Genomic DNA, 20,400 nt, shown 5'->3' with positions numbered 1-20,400 from the left:
GCTCCCCGCGTCAATTCGGTTCGCGCGAGACCTGCCACAGCATGTCGATTTCATAGAACTCGGACCGGTAGCAGCGGTGCTCGAGTCCTGAATCGACCGCCGCACCCGGAATGGAGAAGTCGAAGATGTCTGTGGAGGTGTCCACGTTGATCAACTCCACGCCGACGTCCGAGAGACATGCGACGTATCGTTCAAACCCGGCGACATACTCCTCGCGCGTGACGACTCCGTCCGCGATCGCTGCGCGATACTCGGCAGACGGTTCCGGATCGGCGGGTCGGTCGACCCAACCGACCCAGACGACGTAACGCCCGGAATTCGAGATGACTGAGACCTGATGGGGACCGTCACCCTCGAACGGCTGGTACCCGCCGCCGCCGGAGTCGGGGCCGGATGATGTCGACGTGCATTCGGTGCCCATGGTGAACGTCCCGTCGAACCGAACTTCGTAGGAGCCAGGCTCGAGGCAGTACAGAGCGATCCCCAGCGCAGTCGCACCGTCCGGTCTGCTTCCGATGTCGATGATGGCGTCGTCCCGGCCCGTGAAGACGACCGGACTCCCCAGGACCTCGGCGTCGTCGAAGACAAACGCCGGGACGTCAACCTCGACAACGGCCCCGTAGTCGCTGAGCTCGCGAGTCGTCGCAAGCGCGCCACCGGTCAAAGCCCCGGCAAGGGCGAAGGCACCGATTGACGCCACGGGCAGTTGCCATCGACGCCGACGTGGTGCCGAGCCGGCATCGACGGTAGCGACGAGCAGTCGGCGGAGGACTTCGTCGCGATCGCTGGATTCAGGGTTCATCGTGACCTCCTTGCGAGGCGAGAGCCGACGCCAGGCGGCGCCGAGCACGGGAGAGACGGGACTTGACGGTGCCTGGTGCGACACCGAGCGCGACAGCGGCGTCGCGTTCGGAGTAGCCCTCTAGGACGCACAGCGTGAGCACCTGGCGATCGGCGAGTGACAGGTGGGCGAGCCGCGCGGCGACGTCGTGCGCAGCCACGTGGTCGGCCGGATCGGCGGCATGCTCCCCGGGAGGCAGCCGCTCAAGCAGCGCTGCGTAGCGACCCGCGCTGCGACGGAGGTTGCGACCGACGTTCGTCGCCGTCACCAGAAGCCAGGGCAACACCGACCCCTCGACGACGCGGACACGTTCCCGGTTGCGCCACGCCTCGAAGAAGGTGATCGCGACGAGGTCGTCCGCGTCGCTTGGGGTCGGCGCGAGCCGCAGCCCATGCCGCAGAACGCGATCGCGGTGCCGGTCGAAGATGCGCCCGAAGGCCTCCCCGTCCCCGCCGACCGCACGCGCCCACTCAGCCGCGTCGGCATCCCCAATGCTCTCGGTTCCCTGACCCACACTCTGTAGTGTCCGCCACCGGCGCATCGGTTCCCCACCCGCAGGATTCGGAGTTGCCGAGGGTCCAGGATGGGAGGGATGTCTTCCCTGCGCACCCCGAGGCCGTGGCTCATGCTCGCCGTCGGGGGTGGGTCGCAGGCGGCGACGGCGCTGCTGGTCTCGACGCCGGCGTACCTCATCCCGCTGCTGCACACCGAGCGCGGGCTCTCGCTCGCGGAAGCCGGGCTCCTGGCGACGGCGCCGAACGTCGGGGTGCTGCTGACGCTCATCCTGTGGGGCGCGGCGACCGACCGGTGGGGTGAGCGGGTCATCCTGGTCACCGGGCTCGTCGTCGCCGTCGCGGGTGCCGGCGCCTCGATCGCCGCTGCCGCGGCCGACGGCTACGTCGCGCTCGCGTTCGCGTTGGGGCTGTGCGGCGTGGGGGCGGCGGCGACCAGTGCGACGAGTGGACGCGTCGTCATCGGCTGGTTCCCTCCGGAGCGTCGGGGGCTCGCGATGGGCCTGCGCCAGACGGCACTCCCCCTCGGCACGGCGGCCGGTGCGCTCATCGTGCCGCCCCTGGCTGCGGGCGGCGAGATCGCGCCGCCCCTCATCGTCGGGGCGTCGGTCGTCGCGGTGGCCGCGGTCGCAAGCGCAATGTTCATCGTCAACCCGCTGTGGCCGGCGCGGCTGGTGGATGCCGAGGGCCGCCCGGCGAACCCCTACCGTGGCGATGCGACGCTGGCGCGCATCCATCTGGTGTCGGCGCTTCTCGTCGTGCCGCAGTACGCACTCGCCACCTTCGGGCTGGTGTGGCTCATCGTCGATCAGCGGTGGGATCCGGTCGCCGCCGGAATCGTCGTCGCGAGCGCCCAGCTGCTGGGTGCCGGGGGTCGCGTCGGGATCGGAGTGCTGAGCGACCGGCTCGGCAGCCGCCTGCGTCCGCTGCGCTGGGTCGCGCTCGCCGGCATCCCGCTGCTGCTGCTCACCGCGGCCGCCGGCGAACTGCACTGGGCACCCGCCGTGGCGGTGTTCTACATCCTCGCCTCGTGCGTGAGCGTCGCCGACAACGGGCTGGCGTTCACTGCCGTCGCCGAGATCGCCGGGGCGCACTGGTCGGGTCGCGCCCTGGGCACGCAGAACACGGGCCAGTACATCGCCTCCGCGATCGTCGCCCCCGCCGTCGGCGCCCTCATCGCGCTGACGGGCTTCTCCTCCGCGTTCGCGCTACTCGCCCTCGCTCCCGCGGCCGCAATCCCGCTCGTGCCGAAGGACGCAGGCTAGAGCTACAGGCTGCCGCCGGTGCGGTCGATGACGTCGTGCACGAGGCGCTTCACCTGTTCCTGGTGCTCATAGACCAGGGCTTTCGCGCGCGCCACATCCCGGGAGCGCAGCGCCTCGGTGAGCTCGCCGTGATGCCGCACGTCGAAGAGGTTCCACCAGTCGAGGTCGGCGATCGACGCGCGCCACAGCCGCGAGATCCCGAGGCGCAAATAGGCGGCGCTCAGCGGGGCCGATCGCGCCAGCCCGACGACGTGGGCGTGATAGTCGTGGCTCGCCTCGAGGAAGCGTTCCAGATCGGGCAGCGGTTCGGCGACGATGCCCGCGAGTTCGCGCGCCAGGCGGTCGAGCACAGCGAGTTCGCGGTCGTCGATCCGTGCGGCATGGGCGTCGATCGCGCCGATCTCGATCACGGTGCGGGCGTCGAACAGTTCGGTGACGATCTCGGCGGTCACCGGCGCGACACAGAACTCGCCTGACTCGTCCCGCACGACCAGCAGTTCGCTGGCCAGTTGGGTGATGGCGGTGCGCAACTGCTCCGGTTCGACGTCGAGGTCGTCGCTGAGCCGCTCGACCGCGAGCGGCTCACCGGCCGCGATCGCTCGAGACAGGATGAGGTCGCGCAAGCCCTCGTAGGCGGCGATCTCCTGGGCACGTTCGAAGCGGCCGTACCGACTGATCGCCGCACTCTCGGTCACCCTGCTCACCGCCCTCAGATCACACCCGCGTCGCGAAGACGTGACACCGTCTCAGGAGGCAGGTGTAGCACATCCCTCAGCACCTCGTCGGTGTCCGCGCCTAGGGACCGACCCGGCCAGCGCACCCTGCCCGGGGTGGAGGACATCCGCGGGAAGACCCCCTGCATCGCCACCGTCCCATATCCGTCGGTGTCGACCTCGACGATCGACTCGCGCGAACGGTAGTGCTCGTCGGCCAACATGTCGTCGGGTCCGTAGAGCAGACCCGACGGCACGGCGGCATCCCGAAGCAGCTTCAACAGCTCGTCGGCAGGAAGTCCGGCCGTCCACTCGCCGACGAGCGAGTCGAGTTCGGCCTGATGCTCGCCACGGGCCCGATGGTCGCGGAACCGGGGGTCGTCGGCCAGCTCGGGCCGACCCATCGCCGCACACAGTCGCACGAAGACGCTGTCTTGATTGGCCGCGACGATGACATCGCCGTCGGCCGCCGGGTAGACGTTACTCGGAGCGATCTTCGGCAGGATGGGGCCCGTGCGTTCCCGACGAACGCCGAGGGCCGACCAGTCGGCGACGAGCGACTCGGTGATCCCCAGCACCGACTCGTAGATGCTCGAGTCGACGACCTGCCCCTGCCCGGTCGAGCGTCGCGACTCGAGGGCGGCGAGCGCGCCGAGCGCGGCGAACATCCCGGCGAGCGAGTCACCGAGGCTCACCCCGACCCGCACCGGCGGACGGTCGGGGTAGCCGACGAGCGACCGCAGTCCCCCCATCGCCTCGCCGACGGCGGCGTATCCCGGCAACGGGGCGAAGGGTCCGGTCTGGCCGTAGCCGCTCACCCGCACCACGATGAGCCCCGGGTTGGCGGCGTGCAGCGTCTCCCAGCCGAGGCCCCAGCGTTCGAGCGTTCCGGGGCGGAAGTTCTCGATGAGGATGTCGGCCTGCGTCGCGAGCTCGCGCACGAGGCTCTGGCCCTCCTTCTGACGGAGGTCGATCGTGACGCTGCGCTTGTTGCGTCCGGCGACCTGCCACCAGACGCTTCCCCCGGGTGCGTCGCCGCCGCCCCACTGCCGCAGCACGTCGCCGGTGCCCGGCGGCTCGACCTTGATGACGTCGGCCCCGAGGTCACCGAGCAGCTGGCCGCAGAACGGTCCCGCGATCACCTGGCCGAGTTCGATGACCCGGATGCCGGCGAGCGGACCGGCCGGGGTGGCTCCCCCGGTCGGCGGACCCGACGGCTCGCTCATCCGAGCACGAAGGGATCGCGGGTCGCGCCGCTCAGCTCGACCCAGACGGACTTCGACTCGGTGTAGTCCAGGATCGCGGCGGCGCCGTTCTCGCGTCCCCAGCCGCTCAGCCCGAACCCGCCGAACGGCACCTGCGGGGCGACCACGCGGTAGGCATTGATCCAGACGGTGCCGGCACGAATGGCCGCGGCGACCCGATGCCCGCGACGGATGTCGTTGGTCCACACCGCGCCGGCGAGACCGAACTCCGTGCCGTTGGCCATCTCGATGGCGTCGGCCTCGTCGCTGAAGGTGGTGATCGCGACCACCGGCCCGAAGATCTCCTGCGAGACGGCCCGCATCTCGAGCGTCGCGTCGGTGAGGATCGTGGGCTGCACGAACAGCCCACCGAGCTCGGGGTCGACGCGACCGCCGTAGGCAATCGTCGCGCCATCCTCGACGGCGTACTCGAAGTGCTTCGTCACGGTGTCGAACTGCCGCTGGTTGGCGACGGGACCCATCTCGGTGTCGGGCAGCATCGGGTCGCCGAGCTTGATCCGCGAGGTGCGCTCGACCAGCTTCTCGGTGATCGCCTCGGCGACGTCCTCGTGCACGAGTACCCGCGACCCCGCCATGCAGGTCTGACCCGTGGCCGCGAACACCCCACCGACGATTCCGTTGACGACCGAGTCGATGTCGGCGTCGGGGAAGACGATGTGCGCCGACTTGCCGCCGAGCTCGAGACTCGTGCGGGTGAGCCGATCGGCGGCGGTGCGGGCGATGATGCGCCCGACCTCGGTGGAGCCGGTGAAGGCGATGCGGTCGACGCCCGGGTGGCTGGTGAGGGCCTGACCGGTCTCCGGGCCCCAGCCGGTGATGACGTTGACGACCCCGGGCGGGAAACCGGCTTCGTCGATGAGCCGGGCGAGCGCGAGGGTCGACGCCGGGGTGTGGTCGCTCGGCTTGACGACGATCGTGCACCCGGCGGCGAGGGCGGGGGCGATCTTCCAACTGAGCAGCAGCAGCGGGGAGTTCCACGGCGTGATCGCGGCGACCACGCCGACCGGCTCGCTACGGGTGTAGACGAGGAAGTTGGGCTTGTCGGTCGGCACGACGCTGCCGCCGACCTTGTCGGCGAGCCCGCCGAAGTAGGTGAACCATTCGGGAAGCACGGCCATCTGGCCGACCATCTCGCGCAGCAGTTTGCCGTTGTCACGCGTCTCGAGTTCGGCGAGCTCCGCCGCATCCCGGGCGATCAGTTCGCCGAGCCGGTGCAGCAATTTGCCGCGACGCGTCGCAGTGTACCGCGCCCACTCCCCCTGCAGCGCGCGTCGGGCCGCCGTGACGGCGAGGTCGACGTCGGTCGCGTCACAGTCCGGCACCTCGGCCCACGGCTCGCCGGTGAACGGGTCGATCGAGCGATAGGTGCGGCCGCTCTGCGCGCTCACCGACTGCCCATCGATGTGCGCCGCGAAGGACCTCAGCGTCGTCGTCCGTGACATCGTCGTCCTCATTCGATTCGTGGGGAAGGTTCCTCAGTAGTCTCCACCGAGGCTCACCGGCTAGCTATCCGCGCGACGCGGTCCCGACGTCCGACACGCGCACGATCCGGTCGACGGCTCTCGACAGTCGGCTCCGCGTCTGCTGTGCTGTGACCCCGGGAGGCACCATGCACGTCGAGGTCGTCGAGGTCAGTCCGCGAGACGGCCTGCAGAACGAGTCCGTCATCCTGAGCACGGCGGCGAAGGTCGACCTCGTGTCGCGCCTCGTCGCGGCCGGTGCGACGCGGATCGAGGCGGTGTCGTTCGCGCACCCCCGGCTGGTGCCGGCGATGGCGGATGCCGAGGAGGTCATGGCCGGCGTGCCGCGGCAGGCGGGGGTCTCGTACGCGGGGCTCGTACTCAACCGCCGCGGCCTCGACCGCGCCCTCGCTACGGGAGTCGACGAGGTCAACGTCGTGGTCTGCGCGAGCGACACGTTCAGTCAGCGCAATCAGAACGCGAGCACCGACGAGAGCCTCGCCGCCGCGATCGACGTCGTGCGCGACGCCCGTGCTGCTGGGCTCTTCACGACGGTGTCGATCGCGACCGCCTTCGGGTGCCCGTTCGAAGGCGAAGTCGCGGCAGAGCGGGTGCTCGACCTCGCGCGCCGGTCGGCCGACGCGGGTGCCGACGAGATCTGCTTCGCCGACACGATCGGAGTCGGGGTGCCCACGCAGGTGCGTTCGCTCGCCGACGGCTTCCGCTCCACCCACGAGACGGCCCTGCGCTTCCACTTTCACAACACCCGAAACACCGGCTACGCGAACGCGGCCGCCGCGATCGACGCGGGCGTGATGACGCTCGACGCGAGCGCGGGCGGCATCGGAGGCTGCCCGTTCGCCCCGCGCGCTACCGGCAACATCGCGACCGAAGACCTCATCTACCTCGTCGAGCGGATGGGGATGAGCACCGGATGGAACCTGCTGGCGGTGCTGCCCATCGCGGACTTCTTGAGCGCCGAACTCGGCAAGACGGTGCCGTCGATGCTGTCGCAGGCAGGGTCCTTCCCGCCCTCAGCCTGATCTCGACACGCCGACTTCGTCGGCTACTCGATCATCGAGATCCGACGGCGCCGAGAGGGTGCCGCGGATCGCGGTCGCGGCGGCGACGACGGGTGAGACCAGGTGGGTGCGTCCGCCCTTGCCTTGGCGGCCTTCGAAGTTGCGGTTGGATGTCGACGCGCAGCGTTCCCCGGGAGCCAGCTGGTCGGGGTTCATGCCCAGGCACATCGAGCAGCCGGCGAACCGCCACTCCCCACCGAACTCTTCGACGATCTTGTCGATGCCCTCCGCCTCGGCCTCGAGTCGCACCCGCGCGGACCCGGGAACGACCATGACCCGCACGTGGTCGGCCTTCTTCTGACCCTTGATGATGGAGGCGAACGTGCGCAGGTCATCGAGCCGGGAGTTGGTGCACGAGCCCATGAACACCGCGTCGACCTTGATGTCTTTCATCGGCGTACCGGCTTCGAGCGCCATGTACTCCAACGCCCGCTCGGCGGCGGCGCGTTCGTTCGGGTCGACCATCGACTTCGGGTCGGGCACGCTCTCGTTCAGCGACACGCCCTGACCCGGGTTGGTGCCCCAGGTGACGAACGGCTCCAGTTCGTTGGCGTCGAGGAACACCTCCGCATCGAACACCGCATCGTCATCCGTGACCAGGGTCTGCCAGTAGGCGACCGCGGCATCCCAATCAGCACCCTGCGGCGCGTGCGGACGCCCCTTCAGATAGTCATACGTCGTCTGATCCGGCGCGACCATGCCCGCGCGGGCACCGGCTTCGATCGACATGTTGCAGATCGTCATCCGGCCATCCATGCTCAGCGCGCGGATCGCACTACCCCGGTACTCCAGCACATAGCCCTGGCCACCGTTGGTGCCGATCTTCGCGATCACCGCCAGGATGATGTCCTTCGCAGTCACCCCCGGACGCAACGTGCCCTCGACCGTGATCGCCATCGTCTTGAACGGCTTCAACGGCAGTGTCTGCGTGGCGAGCACATGCTCGACCTCGCTCGTGCCGATCCCGAACGCCATCGCCCCGAACGCGCCGTGGGTGCTCGTGTGGCTGTCGCCGCAGACGACCGTGATGCCCGGCTGCGTCAACCCGAGCTGCGGGCCGATCACGTGCACGATCCCCTGCTCGGCATCTCCGAGGGAGTGCAGACGGATGCCGAACTCCCGGCAATTCGCCCGAAGCGCCTCGATCTGGAGCCGACTGATCGGATCGGCGATCGGCTTGTCGATCTCGAGCGTCGGCGTGTTGTGGTCTTCCGTCGCGATCGTCAGATCCGGGCGCCGTAACGGGCGGCCCGACTGACGCAGCCCGTCGAACGCCTGCGGGCTGGTGACCTCGTTGACGAGGTGCAGATCGACGTAGATCAGGTCGGGTTCGCCCGGGTTACGGGCCTCGCTCACCCGATGGGCTTCCCACACCTTCTGCGCCAGGGTTCGGGCGCCGGACTCTCGCGACATGCAGCCATCCCAGGCCGTCGACGCCGGGGCGACAATCCTCCCCACGCGCTCTGGCATCCGGTGAGCGCCGCGAGCGACGGCCGCTGTCCGGAACGCGCGGGCCGGTGTCCCATTCGAGCCCCGCTTGCCGAATCGGTAGGCGCCGTTGCGGTTCGGGGAATAGCATCCCCGAAAGCGAGTCGCGAAGGAGCGGTGGTGATGGAACACAACCTCGACAGCACCACGATCGAACGTGTCGTCGCCACGCGCGACGTCGATGAGGCCAACCACCTGCTCACCGACGTGTACGTGCCGCACCGGTTGCGGTCCCGCGAGACAGCCCTCAACTTCAAGATGCGGTACGTGCAATCCGCGCGACTCACCCTCGGGCACCTGAGGATGGGGGCCGACACCGACGTGCTGGTTCCGCCGATGCAGTCCGCGTACCACGTCAACCTCACCCTCTCGGGCGGCACCGACGTCGCTCAGGGGTCGCGGCGCACCGAGACGGTCCGCGGCGGCAACGGGGCGATGTTCGTTCCGCAGGAGTCGCGCACCGTGCGCTGGAGTCCGGATGCCGTGCAGTACGCGATCAAGATCCCGCGCGGCAGTCTCGAAGGCCAGCTCTCGGCGCTGCTCGGTCATCCGATCGAACGTCCGATCGACTTCGAGCTGGGATTCGACACCGGGTCGCCGCGCGGCCAGAGCCTGCTCGCGGCGATCGCCCACCTGCGCAGCGAAGTCTCCCGGGCCGGCGGTCTCGCTGACTCCCCGCTCGTGCGGGCGCAGCTCGAGTCCTACGTGTTGAGCCAGCTCCTGCTGGCCGTCCCCCACGATCACCTCGACGGCCTGTTCCAAACCGACAGGATGATCTCCCGCCGCTACGTGCAGGTGGCACTCGACCACATCCACGAGCACCTGGCCGACCCACTCACCGGACCGGACATCGCCCGGGCCGCCGCCGTCAGCATCCGGGCCTTGCAGTCGGCATTCCACGAGGAAGTGGGGCTCTCACCGATGGCCTACGTTCGGGCGCGACGACTCGAACGCGTGCACGCCGACCTGCTCGCCTCCGGCGGTCGGGCGCTCGTGCAAGACGTGGCCGCGACCTGGGGGTTCTATCACTTCGGCCGTTTCGCCGAGCAGTACCGGCGGAAGTTCGGCGTGCTGCCGTCGGACACCGTCCGCGCCGGCCGATCCACCTGACGCTCGCATCCTTTCCCCGTCCCACCTCAACCCTTCAATGACGAATGGAGTACACCCATGCCTCTTGAGCCCTACTTCCAGGCCCTCCAGGACAAGATCCGCGACGTGCAGTTCACCGACCTGATCGGGAATCCGGACGCCATCGCGACGTTCTTGGGGGCCTTTGCGCCTCCCGTCGGGTACTCCCCGCCCGCCGGCGTCGACATCGAGGACCGCACCGTCGACACGCCCGACGGTGGAGTGCCGATCCGCATCTACCGCCCTGCAGGCAAGGTCACCTCGGGCGTCGGACTGGTGTGGGCGCACGACGGCGGCTGGGCGTCGGGCACCATCGACGACCCCGGATCGCACGCGTTCGCTCAAGAGATCGTGCACCGGACGCGAGGAGTCGTCGTCACGATCGACTACCGCCTGGTCTCCGAAACGGTGCGCTACCCGGCACCGCTCGACGACTACGCCGCCGCGTACGGCTGGGTGCACGATCACGCGGTCGAGCTCGGCATTGACCCGGAGCACCTCGCCCTCGGCGGGGGCGGATGCGCCGCCAACATGGCGGTCGCCACGACGCTGCGTCGTCGGGATGCCGGCCTTGCGCTGCCCGCTGCCCTCGTGGTGCCGTTCTCGTTGTTCCACCACGTCGTACCGGAGGGAACTCCGGAGCAGCAGGAGAAGTGGCAGACCCTTGCTCCCACGACCGCCTTCAACGCTCCCATGGTGGGGTTCATCTGGATGAATTACACGGGCGCCCCCCTCGAGCACAGCGACGACCCCTACCTCACGCCGGCGATCGCCGACCTGAGCGGACTGCCGCGCACCCTCATCATCACGAGCGAGTACGACCACCTCGCGCCCGACGGTGAGCACTTCGCCCGTCTGCTCGAAGAGGCCGGCGTCGACGTCACGTACCTCGAGGAGAGCGGGGTGCAGCACGCCCACCTGAACTTCCCCTGGACCGAAGGCGCTCGCCGGTCGCTCGATGTCATCGCCGGGTGGCTCACCGCGCCGGCGATGGCCGGAGGTGCCACGGTCAAGGCCGCCGCTCGCTGACCTCGGCTACTCCGCGATCGCCTGGGATTGCGCTTGGAACCAGGTGCCGGTCTCGCCGCCCGCGAGGGCGAGAGCGACATTCGCGGTCGAGGTGAGCAGCACGGGGGTACCGGTCGCCGCGGCGTGCTTCGCCGCGGCGATCTTGGTACCCGCTCCCCCGGTTCCGACTCCGGCTGCTCCGATGTCGCCGAGCTCCACGCCCGACAGGTCGTCGTCGAAGGGCACGTAGGGGATGGGCCGGGCGCCCGGCTCGCCGGGCGGGCGGGTGTAGAGCGCGTCGATGTCCGACAGCAGCACGAGCAGGTCGGCGCCGATCAGCTCCGCCACCAGGGCGGCGAGGCGGTCGTTGTCGCCGAAGCGGATCTCCTGCGTCGCGACCGTGTCGTTCTCGTTGACGATCGGCAGGATGCGCAGGTCGAGCAGCCGCTCCATCGCGCGCTGGGCGTTGCTGCGGTGGGTGGGGTTCTCGAGGTCGCCTGCGGTGAGCAGCACCTGACCGGCGAGGATGCCGTAGCGGTCGAGCGAGGTCTGGTAGCGCCACATGAGCACGTTCTGTCCCACCGCCGCGGCGGCCTGCTGCGTGGCGAGGTCCTGAGGGCGGCCGTCGAGGTTCAGAGAGGCGATGGCGCTCGCGATCGCCCCCGACGACACGAGCACGACCTCGACGCCGCGCTGATAGGTCGCGACGAGCGCATCCACGAGGGGATCGATCTGGCCGACGTTCGCTCCGCTGACGCTCGACGAACCGACCTTGACGACGATGCGCCGTGCACCGAGTACCGCGTCCCGCGTCACTCGCCCTCCCGTACTTCCGAATCCGTGTCCCAGATGCCGGCGTCGCGCTCGGCCTCGAGCTCGGCGCGGGCGGCGGCTTTGGCATCCATCCGCTCTTTGTATTCCTCACGCCGACCCGCGCTGGTGCGGCGACGGTTGTCGTCGAACCGGGCGTCGGTGCCGCGCGGGCTGGTGATGAGTTCGGCGGCCGAGGTGAGCGTGGGCTCCCAGTCGAAGACCCGCGAGTCGCCCGGGCCGATGACCACGGCCGAGCCGGGCACGGCGCCGTGGGCGAACAGCGCCTCCTCGATGCCGAGCTTCGCGAGCCGGTCGGCGAGGAAGCCGACGGCCTCCTCGTTGTTGAAGTCGGTCTGCTGCACCCACCGCTCCGGCTTCGCGCCGAGCACCCGGTACAGCGTCTCGGTGCCGCCTTCGACCCGGATCGTGAACTCCGACTCGTCGATCGCCTTCGGACGCAGGATGATGCGGGGCTTGATCGCGGCCGCCGCGATCTTCGCAGCCCGGTCGGCATCCACGAGCTCGGCGAGCGCGAACGACAGCTCGCGCAATCCTTCGTGGCTCACCGCGGAGATCTCGAACACCCGGTAGCCGCGCTCCTCGAGCATCGGCTTCACCATCTCGGCGAGATCCCGGGCGTCGGGAACGTCGACCTTGTTGAGAGCGACGAGCTGGGGACGCTCGATGAGCGGCACCTGCCCGTCGGGCACCGGGTAGGCGGCGAGTTCGCCGAGGATGACGTCGAGGTCGCTCAGCGGATCGCGACCGGGTTCGAGGGTGGCGCAGTCGATGACGTGCAGCAGGGCGGCGCAGCGTTCGACGTGACGCAGGAACTCCAGGCCGAGGCCCTTGCCCTCGCTCGCGCCCTCGATGAGTCCCGGCACGTCGGCGACCGTGTAGCGCGACGACCCGGCCTCGACGACACCGAGGTTGGGGTGCAGCGTCGTGAACGGGTAGTCGGCGATCTTCGGCCGGGCGGCCGACATCGCGGCGATCAGGCTCGACTTGCCCGCACTCGGGAACCCGACGAGCGCGACATCCGCCACGGTCTTCAGCTCGAGGACGACGTCGCCCTCCCACCCGAGGGTGCCGAGCAGGGCGAAACCGGGAGCCTTGCGCTTCGTGGTCGCGAGCGACGCGTTGCCCAGACCGCCCTGGCCGCCGGGTGCGACGACGAGGCGCATGCCGGGCTGGTCGAGGTCGGCGAGCACCTCGCCGTCGGCGGACGAGACGACGGTTCCGACGGGGACGGGCAGGTCGAGGGCCTCGCCGTTCGCGCCCGACCGGTGGTCGCCCATTCCGGGGCCACCGTTACCGCTCGAGCGGTGCGGGCCGCGGTGGTAGCTCAGCAGGGTCGTCACCTGCGGGTCGGCGACGAGCGTGATGTCGCCGCCGTGGCCGCCGTTGCCGCCGTCGGGGCCGGCGAGCGGCTTGAACTTCTCGCGGCGCACCGACACGCAGCCGTTGCCCCCGTGTCCTGCGCGCAGGTGGAGGGTCACCTGGTCGACGAACGTCGTCATCCGGTCACTCCTTACCTGTCATCCTGCGGACAAAGCGAAAGGGCGAGCCGTAGCCCGCCCTTCGCGAAAACTGAATCGTGGAGGGCGTCAGCCCGCCGGAACGATGTTGACGACCTTGCGACGGCCTTTCGCCCCGAACTCCACAGCACCCGCCGCGAGGGCGAACAGGGTGTCGTCGCTGCCACGGCCGACGTTGGCGCCGGGGTGGAAGTGGGTGCCGCGCTGGCGGACGATGATCTCGCCGGCCTTGACGACCTGGCCGCCGAAACGCTTGACGCCGAGGTACTGCGCGTTCGAGTCGCGACCGTTGCGGGTGGAGCTAGCGCCCTTTTTGTGTGCCATCTCTTGCGATCCTCTACTTGATGCCGGTGATCTTGACGCGGGTGAGGTCGGCGCGGAAACCCTGGCGCTTCTTGTACCCGGTCTTGTTCTTGAACTTCTGGATGACGATCTTCGGGCCACGCTCGTCGCCGACGACCTCAGCGGTGACCGTCACCTTCGCGAGCGCCTTGGCGTCGTGGGTGATCGTGTCGCCGTCGACCAGCAGCACGGGAGTGAGCTGGATGTTGCCGTCCTTGTCGGCGGCGATGCGGTCGAGAACGACCACCGTGCCGACTTCGACCTTCTCCTGCCGCCCACCGGCGCGCACGATTGCGTAGACCACGAGTAATCCTTTGTTGGAAGAGAGTTGGGTGACTACCCCGTTGAGACGGAGGCCCGGCACCTGCCGGGGCGCACACCAAAGGTCGAGTTTAGCCGCATTTCCGGCGAAGTATCAAACCTCGTCGAGAGTACCGGTGAGCCGCTCCTTCGGCGGGTGCCGCTGAAGCCATCCCCAGAGGAGAACCGCGCCGAGAACCAGTACCGGGAGCACCTGCACGAATGTCGCGAGCGCTTGGAAGAGCACGTACAGCGGCGAAGGCCAGACCGGAGTCAGCTCGTACAACCCGAGACCGATGGACTCGCTGCCCGCTGCGAACAATCCGGTCAGCAGCCACCAGACGATCCCGACCAGGAACAACAGCAGCGTGCCCGCCAGCCCTGCGAGGACGGCTCGGGTCACGACGTGGGCGAGACGGAGGTTCGGCGCGATCGGCGCGATCTGCCAGAAGCACACGAAGGCCCCCAGGGCGATCGGCAACGGGCCGGCGAGTCCCGAGGCGAGCTGCGACCCCCAAATCTGCAGGAAGAACTCCCCCGGATAGTCGACCCGAGTCGTGACCGACAGCGCCGAGAACGTCGCGCCGAGGAACCCCAGCACAACGAGGGTCAGGAAGATACCGAGCGCGGTGAGAAACGGTGGCAGGGCCCCGGGGCGCTGTAGTGCCTTCGCGAGTTCCCGGTCCGTCATGCCGCCACCCTATCGACGCTCGTAGGATCGCCCCATGACGGTGCTGATCGACGAGCCGATCTGGCCCGCACACGACACCTTCTGGGCGCACCTGGTGAGCGACGAGTCCTACGCCGAACTGCACGCGTTCGCGGCGGCGGCCGGCATCCCGGAGCGCGGTTTCGACAACGATCACTACGACGTTCCGTTGCGCCGCTGGGACGACCTCGTCGCGCTCGGTGCCGAACCCGTGACCGGGCGGGAGCTGCTGCGGCGACTTCAGGCGTCGGGCCTGCGGGTGCGGCAGCGCGACAAGCGTGCGCGCCACCGCCCCCAGGTCGACTAAGCGGCCGCGCCGGCCTTCTTCGACGCGAACAGCCACGACACGACTGCCCCGATGACGAGCAGAGTCGTCAGGTCGAAGGCGACGACGAGCGGGTAGCCGAACCAGTCGTTGACGAAGTAGCCGAACTCGAAACCGTAGGCCACGGCCTCGCCGATCGCCTCGATCAGTCCCAGCACGCTCAGCACGACGAAACCGCCGAGCCCGGCGAGCGCGGCCCGGATCATGACGGTCAGCAGGCGGGTCTCGGTCAGGATCGGGAGCAGCACCACGAGCAGGGCGCCCGCGCCCGCGAAGAACAGGAGCGGTTCGAGAATCGCGCCCTCCCCGAAATCGCCGAAGGCGTTCGGCAGGTATTCGGGGCCGTCGTTGATGATCCAGAGGAACTCGCGGATCAGGTAGACGAGGTGGAACACGATGGTGACGGCCCACGCGATCGCGATCGCGATCAGGGCGGGACGCAACGTGCGCGAAACGGGCGCGCGATGCAGCACCTTCGAGGGATCGCTCATCGTCGCAGCGGGAGGCGTGGCGGGAGCGGGCGCGGCGGGATCGGTCACAAGGCTCTCCTCGGTCGTGGTGACCGCAGCCTAGTGGGGGCCCCGGCGCGACGGCGAGACCCGGAATCGGATCAGTTCGTGAACCCGAGACCGTAGGTCAGCGACGAGAAGATCGCGTAGCCGGCGAGCCCGCCGGCGAGGGCGAGGGCGGCGATCGCCAGCGCGTTGTTGCGCGGCGTGCCGCCCCGGCGGTACCCGTGCGCGCCGAACACGACGGCGAGCACCCAGATCGCGCCCCCGAAGAAGAGGCCCGCGCTGGCGTACATGTAGCGTCCGCCCTCCGCGGTGAACAGCTGGATGACGGAGGCGATGCCGCCGGCCACCATCCAGAGCAGGGCCGCACCGACCGCGAACGCGAGCGCGACGACGGTCAGCGGCGTCTCGGCGCGCAGCGGATATCCGCGCCGCGACATGAGCGCCCCGAGGCCGCAGACGACCACGATCGCGAGAAGGTCGACCGAGATGCCGAGCGCGTAGATCTGCTCGACGGGGGCGTTGTGCGGAAAGCCGACGAGGCCGGCGAGGTTGACGATGAACCCGGCGGCCGCAGCGATCGCCACGGCGAGCAGCAGCACGGGGCTGCGGGTCGGGGCCCCGGCGGGCAGCACGATCGGCGTGAGCGTCTCCGCCGGCGGTGCCGGGGCGTCGGCGGGTGGCGGCGGCGGAACGATCACGAGATCGTCCCCCGCCGGGTCCGCCGGGGTGCTCATTCGGACGCGGCCGACGGGGTGACGGTGCCGCCCGTTGACGCGCGGCGCGAACCGCGGCGCCCCTGGCCGGGTTGCTTCGGCTCGGGCAGCGCCTCCAGCACGGAACCGAGGATGCTCTCGGCATCCGTCGTGCTGACCTTGCGACCCTGGCGCGGTGCCTTCTGCAGCGGAATGTCGAGAATCTCGATGGCTGCCTCGGCCGCCGCGACGGCGACCTCGTCGGGGGTGTGCGCCGCGTGGCTGGCGGTGTGGTGGCCCTCGCCCGAGGTCGGCACGGTGCTCTTGGCGATCTGCGCGAGCGCGTTCTTGACGTCTTCGGTGATCGCGTGGGTGCCGACTCCGCCGACGCCGTTCTTCACGCCCGCACTCGCGACCGCACCCCCGCCGCCACCGCGACCGCGACGGCTGCGCGACGACCCGCCCGACGAGTTCGACCCGCCGGGGTTGTCGCCGACCGGCGAACGATGCTTGAAGACCGGATCGTGATGGATGATGATGCCGCGACCCGCACAGGTCTCGCAGTTCTCGCTGAACGACTCGATGAGCCCGAGTCCGAGCTTCTTGCGGGTCATCTGCACGAGGCCGAGCGAGGTGACCTCCGCGACCTGGTGCTTGGTGCGGTCGCGCGACAGGCATTCGACGAGTCGCCGCAGCACGAGGTCACGGTTCGATTCGAGCACCATGTCGATGAAGTCGACGACGATGATGCCGCCGATGTCGCGCAGCCGCAGCTGCCGGACGAGCTCTTCGGCGGCCTCGAGGTTGTTGCGGGTGACCGTCTCTTCGAGGTTGCCGCCCGAGCCGACGAACTTGCCCGTGTTGACGTCGACGACGGTCATCGCCTCGGTGCGGTCGATGATGAGCGACCCGCCCGACGGCAGCCACACCTTGCGCTCGAGCGCCTTGTCGATCTGCTCGCTGACCCGGTACTCGTCGAACGAGTCGCGATCGCCGTCGAACTTCTCCACGCGCTCGACGAGGTCGGGAGCGACCGCGCCGAGGTAGCCCGAGATCGTGTCGAGCGCATCCTCGCCTTCGATGACCAGCTTGTGGAAGTCCTCGTTGAAGACATCCCGCACGATCTTCAGCAGCAGGTCGGGCTCGCTGTGCAGCAGCGCGGGAGCCGGCTGCGTCTCGACGGCGCGGCTGATCTCGGCCCACTGGCTGATCAGACGCTGCACGTCGAGGGTGAGCTGCTCTTCGGTGGCTCCCTCGGCGGCGGTGCGCACGATGACGCCGTTCTCGTCGGGCAGCACCTCCTTGAGGATCTTCTTCAGCCGCGCCCGCTCGGTGTCGGGAAGCTTGCGGCTGATGCCGTTCATCGAGCCGTTCGGCACGTAGACCAGGTACCGGCCGGGCAGCGAGATCTGCGACGTGAGCCGCGCACCCTTGTGGCCGACCGGATCCTTCGTGACCTGCACCAGCACCTTGTCGCCGGGCTTCAGCGCCAGCTCGATGCGGCGGGCCTGGTTCTTGTTGCCGTCGCCCTCGGCGGCAGCTGCGGCGGCATCCCAGTCGACCTCGCCGGAGTACAGCACGGCGTTGCGGCCCCGACCGATGTCGACGAAGGCGGCCTCCATCGACGGCAGCACGTTCTGCACCCGCCCGAGGTAGACGTTGCCGATGAGGCTGGCGTCCTGCGCGCGGGCGACGTAGTGCTCGACGAGCACCCCGTCTTCGAGCACGGCGATCTGGATGCGGCCGAACTTGCTGCGCACGATCATCACCCGGTCGACGCTCTCGCGGCGGGCGAGGAACTCGGCTTCGGTGATCACCGGGCGGCGGCGTCCGGCATCCCGACCGTCGCGGCGGCGCTGCTTCTTCGCTTCGAGACGGGTCGAACCCTTGACCCGCTGCGGCTCGGTGATGACCGGTGCCTGCCGCGGCTGGCGCACCCGCACCGTCGTGTTGGGGGCGTCGTCGCCTTCGCGCGGGCCCTCGCCCGATCGGCGACGGCTGCGCGTGCGGCGCGACGCGGTGCCGCCCGCAGGGGCCTCGTCGTCGTCTTCGGGGCCGTTCGCGCCGATCACCGGGGTCGGCAGCGGCGGGGCCTGGAACATCAGCGAGAACGCGGATGCCGGGGCTGCCGCGGTTTCCGGAGCCTCCGTGGGGGCGTCGGCGGCCTTCTTGCGACCGCGCGGCCTCTTCTCGGCTGCGGGGCTCTCGACCGCGGGAGCGGCATCCACCGCTTCTTCCGCCTTCTTGCGCCCGCGCTTGGGCTTCTCGACCGGCGGCGTCAGATCCTCGGGACTCAACCCGGTGGGACCGTCTGCGGAAACGTGACTGTTCGCGCTCTTCGGCGCTTCCCTTTTCACCATCGCTGGTGCACTCCTCGGCCGGAGGTGCCGCGCTACCCGCCGGTACATCTCGAGCGGACCTCCTGCGGTCCGCGAATGAAAGTCTGGATGCGACCGCCGTTCCCCTGAACGGTGTTCTGGTCGCTTGCGTCCTCTCACGACGCTCGCCCTCTCACGGCGACTCGGAACTGGCGTCCGACACGGTGCGCGATTCGTGCTCGACTGGAGCGGCGTTCGGCACTCGTGGCCCGGTATGCCCGGAAAGCTTGTACGGTGCGACCGGGCGCGGCCCGGTCGGCTTACGGTCCAGTATCGCACGCCCGGGACCTTGGTCCCGGTTAAGTCGCCCCTGCGGGTTGCGATAATCACCACGTGACCGACACTCTCGCCCCGCGCCGCCCGATCGCGTTGGCGATCTTCCTCATCGTCGCAGGAGCCCTCGGCTGGTGGGCATCCTTCTCGCTCACCGTCGACAAGTTCCTGCTGCTCGTCAACCCCGAAGCCGACCTCGACTGCAATTTCAGCGTGCTCGTGCAATGCGGCAAGAACCTCGACTCCTGGCAGGGTGCGGTGTTCGGCTTCCCGAACCCGATCCTCGGCCTCGGCGGGTTCGTCGCGCCGATCGCCGTCGGCGTCGGCCTGCTCGCCGGTGCCCGGTTCGCGAACTGGTTCTGGATCGCGTTCAACGTCGGGCTCGCCGGCGCCCTCGGCTTCGTGATCTGGCTCATCTCGCAGAGCATCTTCGTGCTCGGCACGCTGTGCCCCTGGTGCATGCTCGTCTGGTCGGTCACCATCCCGCTGTTCTGGATCGTCACCGCACGCAACCTCGCCGAGGGCGCGTTCGGCGATCGCGTGACCGGCTTCGGTCGGGCACTGCGCTCCTGGGCGATCCCGGTGACGATCGTCTGCTACGCCGTCGTCGCGCTCATCGCCCAGCTGCGACTCGACGTGCTGCGGTACCTGTAGAGCATTTCCATAGGATCACTGCCGATAGGGTGCCAACCGTGGCTCAAGAACGTCTCACCAAAGATCAGCGCCGGGAACAGGCGCGCGAACTCGCCCGGCTGGAGCGTGAAGCCCGGCTGAAGGCTCAGGCGCGCAACCGCATCCTGATCCGGGTGGGGGCGACGGTCGGCGTCGTCGCGCTGCTCGCCGCGATCGGCGGCGGCATCTGGCTCGCCACCCGCCCCTCCGGGCCCGGCCCCGCCAACATGGCCAGCGACGGCATCCTCTTCACCGGCAACGCCGACGGCGAGATCGAAGCGGTGCAGACCGGTTCGGTCCCCGCGGACGGAACGCCGGTGCCCACCGACCCGGACGCCTACGACGTTCCGGCGCGCATCGTCATCTATCTCGACTACGGCTGCCCGTACTGCAACCAGTTCGAGACGACCAACGCTTCGCAGATCGCGGAGCTCGTGGCCGCCGGGTACGCGACGCTCGAAGTGCATCCGATCGCGATCCTCGACCGGGCGTTCCTCGACAGCGAGTACCCGACGCGCGCGGCCAACGCGATGGCCTGTGTCGCCGTCTCGAAGCCGAACGCCTTCCTCGACGCGAACGCGGCCCTGTTCGCCGCGCAGCCCGCCGAGCAGACCGAGGGTCTCACCGACGACGAGATCCGCGACATCCTCGACTCGGCCGGCGCCCTCGACGACGAGATCTCCGCCTGCATCGGCGAGAAGCGCTACGCCGGCTGGGTCGAAGCTGCCACCGACCGCGCCACCTCGGACCCCGACCTCGCGAACCCGTCGACCGGCGGATTCGGAACCCCGACGATCCTCGTCAACGGCGTGCGCTACACGGGCGCCCTCGACGACCCGTCCGCGTTCGCGGCCTTCGTCGCCGAGAACGCCGACTTCTCCGAGTCCGACCCGACCCCGACGCCCACCCCGACCCCGTAGTACGGCTATTTGCCCGAAAGAGCCCCTCGTCCTTCGCGGGTTCTAGCGATCCCCGCAACACCCTGAGTTTTTGGGAGTTGCGGGGATCGTGGTTTTTGAGGAGTTGAAGGCTCGGTTTTTCGAGGCGTTGGATCGTGGGGGTGGCAACATCGCGGCTGCGG

The 20,400-nt window shown here is 69.4% G+C and carries 21 protein-coding genes; 7 read left to right on the top strand and 14 right to left on the bottom strand.

Annotated features, from left to right (window positions below; genetic code table 11):
* Positions 1–10: 10 nt before the first annotated feature.
* Together IE173_RS13405 and IE173_RS13400 are read right to left on the bottom strand one after the other, a co-directional pair.
* A complete protein-coding gene (locus IE173_RS13405; protein WP_191284030.1) occupies positions 11–802 on the bottom strand; it encodes a hypothetical protein in 792 nt (263 codons plus the stop codon).
* Entirely contained in the window at positions 792–1,355 is a 564-nt protein-coding gene (locus tag IE173_RS13400; RefSeq protein WP_229842111.1) for an RNA polymerase sigma factor, read from the bottom strand. Before IE173_RS13400 ends, IE173_RS13405 begins: the two co-directional genes overlap by 11 nt.
* Before the next feature lie 78 nt (positions 1,356–1,433).
* On the opposite strand from IE173_RS13400, the gene IE173_RS13395 reads away from it, so the two are divergent.
* Positions 1,434–2,618 (top strand): MFS transporter, encoded by a 1,185-nt coding sequence (locus IE173_RS13395; protein ID WP_191284028.1) that lies wholly within the window; start codon positions 1,434–1,436, stop codon positions 2,616–2,618.
* A 2-nt stretch (positions 2,619–2,620) separates the two neighbouring features.
* Here the strand turns inward: IE173_RS13395 and IE173_RS13390 are convergent, their stop codons facing one another.
* The 3 genes from IE173_RS13390 to IE173_RS13380 are packed head-to-tail and all read right to left on the bottom strand — an operon-like array spanning position 2,621 to position 6,038.
* Complete coding sequence (locus tag IE173_RS13390) at positions 2,621–3,313, bottom strand: GntR family transcriptional regulator (protein ID WP_191284027.1); 693 nt, start codon at positions 3,311–3,313, stop codon at positions 2,621–2,623.
* Between the two features lie 14 nt (positions 3,314–3,327).
* Positions 3,328–4,557: a CaiB/BaiF CoA transferase family protein gene (locus tag IE173_RS13385; protein WP_191284026.1), complete on the bottom strand. Its 1,230-nt coding sequence runs from the start codon at positions 4,555–4,557 to the stop codon at positions 3,328–3,330.
* Positions 4,554–6,038, bottom strand: a complete 1,485-nt coding sequence (locus tag IE173_RS13380) for an aldehyde dehydrogenase (RefSeq protein WP_191284025.1) — start codon at positions 6,036–6,038, stop codon at positions 4,554–4,556. The genes IE173_RS13385 and IE173_RS13380 overlap by 4 nt, the downstream gene beginning before the upstream one ends.
* 167 nt (positions 6,039–6,205) lie before the next feature.
* On the opposite strand from IE173_RS13380, the gene IE173_RS13375 reads away from it, so the two are divergent.
* Complete coding sequence (locus IE173_RS13375; protein ID WP_191284024.1) at positions 6,206–7,099, top strand: hydroxymethylglutaryl-CoA lyase; 894 nt, start codon at positions 6,206–6,208, stop codon at positions 7,097–7,099.
* On the opposite strand, the gene leuC is transcribed toward IE173_RS13375, so the two are convergent.
* Positions 7,091–8,551: a 3-isopropylmalate dehydratase large subunit gene (gene leuC, locus IE173_RS13370; RefSeq protein WP_191284023.1), complete on the bottom strand. Its 1,461-nt coding sequence runs from the start codon at positions 8,549–8,551 to the stop codon at positions 7,091–7,093. The two genes, IE173_RS13375 and leuC, sit on opposite strands and share 9 nt — an antisense overlap.
* A gap of 198 nt (positions 8,552–8,749) precedes the next feature.
* Here leuC and IE173_RS13365 point away from each other — a divergent pair, with 198 nt between their 5' ends.
* Positions 8,750–9,736, top strand: coding sequence for an AraC family transcriptional regulator (locus tag IE173_RS13365; RefSeq protein WP_191284022.1), 987 nt, complete (start codon positions 8,750–8,752; stop codon positions 9,734–9,736).
* 57 nt (positions 9,737–9,793) lie between these two features.
* The gene (locus IE173_RS13360) at positions 9,794–10,783 is read left to right on the top strand and encodes an alpha/beta hydrolase (RefSeq protein WP_191284021.1); all 990 of its coding nucleotides are present in this window, start codon (positions 9,794–9,796) and stop codon (positions 10,781–10,783) included.
* 6 nt (positions 10,784–10,789) lie between these two features.
* Here the strand turns inward: IE173_RS13360 and proB are convergent, their stop codons facing one another.
* The 5 genes from proB to IE173_RS13335 form a co-directional block, all read right to left on the bottom strand.
* Positions 10,790–11,578: a glutamate 5-kinase gene (proB, locus tag IE173_RS13355; protein WP_191284020.1), complete on the bottom strand. Its 789-nt coding sequence runs from the start codon at positions 11,576–11,578 to the stop codon at positions 10,790–10,792.
* Positions 11,575–13,095 carry a GTPase ObgE gene (obgE, locus tag IE173_RS13350; protein ID WP_191284019.1) on the bottom strand — a complete coding sequence of 507 codons (1,521 nt, stop codon included), beginning with the start codon at positions 13,093–13,095 and terminating at the stop codon, positions 11,575–11,577. The genes proB and obgE overlap by 4 nt, the downstream gene beginning before the upstream one ends.
* A gap of 87 nt (positions 13,096–13,182) precedes the next feature.
* Positions 13,183–13,437, bottom strand: coding sequence for a 50S ribosomal protein L27 (gene rpmA / locus IE173_RS13345; protein ID WP_191284018.1), 255 nt, complete (start codon positions 13,435–13,437; stop codon positions 13,183–13,185).
* 13 nt (positions 13,438–13,450) lie between these two features.
* Positions 13,451–13,759 carry a 50S ribosomal protein L21 gene (gene rplU / locus IE173_RS13340; protein ID WP_191284017.1) on the bottom strand — a complete coding sequence of 103 codons (309 nt, stop codon included), beginning with the start codon at positions 13,757–13,759 and terminating at the stop codon, positions 13,451–13,453.
* A 111-nt stretch (positions 13,760–13,870) separates the two neighbouring features.
* A complete protein-coding gene (locus IE173_RS13335) occupies positions 13,871–14,446 on the bottom strand; it encodes a hypothetical protein (RefSeq protein WP_191284016.1) in 576 nt (191 codons plus the stop codon).
* A 34-nt stretch (positions 14,447–14,480) separates the two neighbouring features.
* On the opposite strand from IE173_RS13335, the gene IE173_RS13330 reads away from it, so the two are divergent.
* Entirely contained in the window at positions 14,481–14,771 is a 291-nt protein-coding gene (locus tag IE173_RS13330; RefSeq protein WP_191284015.1) for a DUF4031 domain-containing protein, read from the top strand.
* Here IE173_RS13330 and IE173_RS13325 read toward each other — a convergent pair.
* From IE173_RS13325 to IE173_RS13315, 3 genes are all read right to left on the bottom strand, one after another.
* Positions 14,768–15,328 (bottom strand): hypothetical protein, encoded by a 561-nt coding sequence (locus IE173_RS13325; protein ID WP_191284014.1) that lies wholly within the window; start codon positions 15,326–15,328, stop codon positions 14,768–14,770. The two genes, IE173_RS13330 and IE173_RS13325, sit on opposite strands and share 4 nt — an antisense overlap.
* 71 nt (positions 15,329–15,399) lie before the next feature.
* A complete protein-coding gene (locus IE173_RS13320) occupies positions 15,400–16,038 on the bottom strand; it encodes a hypothetical protein (RefSeq protein WP_191284013.1) in 639 nt (212 codons plus the stop codon).
* Positions 16,035–18,404 (bottom strand): Rne/Rng family ribonuclease, encoded by a 2,370-nt coding sequence (locus tag IE173_RS13315; RefSeq protein WP_191284012.1) that lies wholly within the window; start codon positions 18,402–18,404, stop codon positions 16,035–16,037. The genes IE173_RS13320 and IE173_RS13315 overlap by 4 nt, the downstream gene beginning before the upstream one ends.
* A gap of 303 nt (positions 18,405–18,707) precedes the next feature.
* Here IE173_RS13315 and IE173_RS13310 point away from each other — a divergent pair, with 303 nt between their 5' ends.
* Both IE173_RS13310 and IE173_RS13305 read left to right on the top strand, forming a co-directional pair.
* Positions 18,708–19,301 carry a vitamin K epoxide reductase family protein gene (locus tag IE173_RS13310; protein WP_191284011.1) on the top strand — a complete coding sequence of 198 codons (594 nt, stop codon included), beginning with the start codon at positions 18,708–18,710 and terminating at the stop codon, positions 19,299–19,301.
* Positions 19,302–19,339: 38 nt separating this feature from the next.
* Positions 19,340–20,239 carry a DsbA family protein gene (locus tag IE173_RS13305; protein ID WP_191284010.1) on the top strand — a complete coding sequence of 300 codons (900 nt, stop codon included), beginning with the start codon at positions 19,340–19,342 and terminating at the stop codon, positions 20,237–20,239.
* Positions 20,240–20,400 lie beyond the last annotated feature (161 nt).

It is taken from the genome of Pseudolysinimonas yzui, assembly GCF_014653215.1.
GTDB classification, from domain to species: domain Bacteria; phylum Actinomycetota; class Actinomycetes; order Actinomycetales; family Microbacteriaceae; genus Pseudolysinimonas_A; species Pseudolysinimonas_A yzui.
This window is presented reverse-complemented; position numbering and strand designations above follow the sequence as displayed.

Bases quoted from the DNA above. Each gene is read 5' to 3' on its own strand.
- IE173_RS13405 (WP_191284030.1), bottom strand. From the start codon at position 802: ATGAACCCTGAATCCAGCGATCGCGACGAAGTCCTCCGCCGACTGCTC.
- IE173_RS13395 (WP_191284028.1), top strand. From the start codon at position 1,434: ATGTCTTCCCTGCGCACCCCGAGGCCGTGGCTCATGCTCGCCGTCGGG.
- IE173_RS13385 (WP_191284026.1), bottom strand. From the start codon at position 4,557: ATGAGCGAGCCGTCGGGTCCGCCGACCGGGGGAGCCACCCCGGCCGGT.
- IE173_RS13380 (WP_191284025.1), bottom strand. From the start codon at position 6,038: ATGTCACGGACGACGACGCTGAGGTCCTTCGCGGCGCACATCGATGGG.
- IE173_RS13375 (WP_191284024.1), top strand. From the start codon at position 6,206: ATGCACGTCGAGGTCGTCGAGGTCAGTCCGCGAGACGGCCTGCAGAAC.
- leuC (WP_191284023.1), bottom strand. From the start codon at position 8,551: ATGTCGCGAGAGTCCGGCGCCCGAACCCTGGCGCAGAAGGTGTGGGAA.
- IE173_RS13365 (WP_191284022.1), top strand. From the start codon at position 8,750: ATGGAACACAACCTCGACAGCACCACGATCGAACGTGTCGTCGCCACG.
- IE173_RS13360 (WP_191284021.1), top strand. From the start codon at position 9,794: ATGCCTCTTGAGCCCTACTTCCAGGCCCTCCAGGACAAGATCCGCGAC.
- obgE (WP_191284019.1), bottom strand. From the start codon at position 13,095: ATGACGACGTTCGTCGACCAGGTGACCCTCCACCTGCGCGCAGGACAC.
- rpmA (WP_191284018.1), bottom strand. From the start codon at position 13,437: ATGGCACACAAAAAGGGCGCTAGCTCCACCCGCAACGGTCGCGACTCG.
- IE173_RS13335 (WP_191284016.1), bottom strand. From the start codon at position 14,446: ATGACGGACCGGGAACTCGCGAAGGCACTACAGCGCCCCGGGGCCCTG.
- IE173_RS13330 (WP_191284015.1), top strand. From the start codon at position 14,481: ATGACGGTGCTGATCGACGAGCCGATCTGGCCCGCACACGACACCTTC.
- IE173_RS13320 (WP_191284013.1), bottom strand. From the start codon at position 16,038: ATGAGCACCCCGGCGGACCCGGCGGGGGACGATCTCGTGATCGTTCCG.
- IE173_RS13315 (WP_191284012.1), bottom strand. From the start codon at position 18,404: ATGTACCGGCGGGTAGCGCGGCACCTCCGGCCGAGGAGTGCACCAGCG.